The organism is Curtobacterium sp. B18 (assembly GCF_000333375.1).
Taxonomy (GTDB): domain Bacteria; phylum Actinomycetota; class Actinomycetes; order Actinomycetales; family Microbacteriaceae; genus Curtobacterium.
The window spans coordinates 1-2549 of sequence record NZ_BACZ01000756.1; the positions used below are offsets into that span (position 1 = coordinate 1).

2 protein-coding genes are annotated in these 2549 nt (G+C 65.4%); both read right to left on the minus strand.

Features of this window, described 5'->3' with window-relative positions; genetic code table 11:
* Nucleotides 1-93: 93 nt before the first annotated feature.
* Nucleotides 94-747 (minus strand): alcohol dehydrogenase catalytic domain-containing protein, encoded by a 654-nt coding sequence (locus I5E_RS27485; RefSeq protein ID WP_083858076.1) that lies wholly within the window; start codon nt 745-747, stop codon nt 94-96.
* Between the two features lie 339 nt (nt 748-1086).
* Nucleotides 1087-2549 (minus strand): DNA/RNA helicase domain-containing protein (locus I5E_RS20065; RefSeq protein WP_022908556.1); only part of this gene is annotated, 1463 nt, incomplete at its 5' end.

Genomic DNA, 2549 nt, shown 5'->3' on the forward strand with positions numbered 1-2549 from the left:
ACGCGATGATTCGATCGGCGACGCCTTGCAGCATGTCCGTGGGCTGCCTACTCGGCGCCCTTCGTCCTTGATGGTCACGGCTCGTCGACCGTCTCACTGCAGCAGTACGCGGGACGGACCTCGGACGCGGTACGGGTCGGCACTGTGAAACGTGCGAAGGGCCTTGAGTTCAAGCAGATGCTCCTCGCGCATATCGACCCCCGGCTGCTCGATGCTGCCTCGGCCGACCTGTCGGAGACCGAACGGGAGCGCCGAGAGCGAGGGCGCCGCGAGCTCTACGTGGGGTAACTCGCGCGCGCGACGGCCTGTGGGTCGGCGTCCGGAGCGGAGCAGCGCGCGGCCGCTGACGGGTCCGCTTCGGCGGGCTGGTTTGGCAGGCTGAGCGCCTTCAGTCCCGGTCGCAGAGAACTTGCCGCACGCCTGTGCTGTCCTCGGGTCCCTGAACACGATCACAACCGCTCGCCCGTCTTGCATCTCCAATCGGACGGCGACTTCCCCACCCACCGAGTAGAGCCGCTCACGAGCGCTTCGAACCGCACCCTTGATCCGCCATCCGCCGTAGTCAGCGTAGACATCGATCCGCACGACCACGACTTCGACGATCACCGGCGCGACGACCTCCTGCACGTAGGCGCCACCGTGGGCGCTGAGCGGCAGCGCCATCGCCATGACCACGTCGCCGACCTGCCACCCGGTGACGTCGGGCCCGACCTCGTCGATCACACCTGCGGCGTCCATCCCCGGCACGTACGGCGGCGAAGCCTACGAGCTGTCCCGCTCCCTGGCACGCACCCCGTGCACGACCATTCGCTGCCGTGCCTCCCCGACTGCGTCGCATTCATCCCCGGTCGCCTCCATGAACCAGGCGAACAAAACGGGCGTGCTCAACCGCAGCGTCGCCGCGAGCGGCGACACTGATCAAGGCTCGTCCGTCCTCCCGTTCAACAGCCCAGTCGCGCCGGCAACGACGGACGTGCCGCTCCCTTCGGGGACGGCGGTGAGCCGCGGCGCGTGCAAGGTCTGCAGCAGCCCAAGCACGATTTCGCGTGAGGCGAGCGGGAATCAGGGCTGCTACTCGGGGTCGGCTCAGCGCGCCTGGATGATCGCGCGCAAGTGCTCCCGCAGCGCCGGGTCAACCACGTACAGGTAGGTGCCGAGTACCCCGCGCGTGAGCAAGACGGAGTACACGTTCGTCACGAACCGGAGGACGTCCTCATCCGAGTACTCGATCCCGAGCCGCGGGTTGTTCTCCATACCCTTCTTGTCGAAGTAGTTCGATCGGTCGAAGACGACACGCTGCGCGTCTTGGTCGAACCGCGCGTCCGGCCCGATGACGACGCCCGCGTAGTTGAGGTCGTACCCCTGCACGGTGTGGATCGATCCGACCTGCTCGACCGCCCCCGCTGAGGTGATCCAGTCGGTCTGGGTCTGGTTCCATTGCAGCTGGCGACCGTCGATCTCGATGTCGATCGCGGCGGAGTCATTCTTGCTCCTCCACTCCCAGGCGTACCCGGCAACGAGGCGGGAGAGACCGACTTCAGCATCGCGGGCGCGTATCGCGTCGTGCATCTCGCCGAGGTCGTCGAAGAACCGCACATCGTAGGCTCCGAAGTCCTCACGCTCGCGGGGCTTGTCACTCAGGAGCGCTCGCGCGAAGGACACGTAGTCCGCTCCACCCTGCACGCGCATCTGCGTGAAGAGTCGGTAGCGGCGATCCGCGGCGTCGCTCTCGTCGATGAGCGCCTTCTGCGTCGCTTGCGGGAGGTCGGCCGGGCGCACGCTCTGATGCGAATCGATCAGGAAGATCTGGTGCCGGCTCTGCTTCCGGATCCAATCCACTTGTGTCAGGTGGTCGGCGTCGGCGCCGAACAACTTCTCATTGATCTCCCCGAAGCTCTTGTTCTGCATGCCGGACGCTTGATTGGCGCGGTGGTTGAGGCGGTGCGATTCATCGACGACGAGCAGGTCCCAGGGCTCATCGCTCTTCCCGACCTCGAAGGGAGTGAGCACCATCGTCTTGTCGAGACCGGGGGTCTTCGCGAACACGCGCTTGAGGGACGCTCGCAACGCCTGCTGCGGAACGACGAGGCCGAGCCGCGAACCATCGAGCAGACGGTGGTTGTCCTCGGTGAAGAAGTCGGAGAAGAGCGCGTCGCTCTCGACATCGTCGAGCCCCTTGCCCTGGGCGAGGTCTTGGAGGAGCTTGAGCAAGTAGACGGCGACGATCGTCTTGCCGGTGCCAGGATCCCCTTGAACGGTGATCGGAGTCGCTGCCTTGTCGTTCCAGTCGTCGAACAGGCCCTCGAGGATGTCCTCCATCGCGATCGCCTGGTCACGGTTCAAGGCCTTGAAGGGTGAGAGCTTGAAGAGCTCACGGTTCTCGATCTCGGGCAGACTGCGAGTGAACACCTGCTGCTCGCGGAGTGCGTCGAAGATCCGCTTGAAGGTGTCGCGATACCTCGGCCGGTCGTAGTAATCGGCATCGACGATGCCCTTGTTGCTGTTCAGCACCGTGAACTTCTCGTCAGCCGCGAGCAACGCGAGAGCTG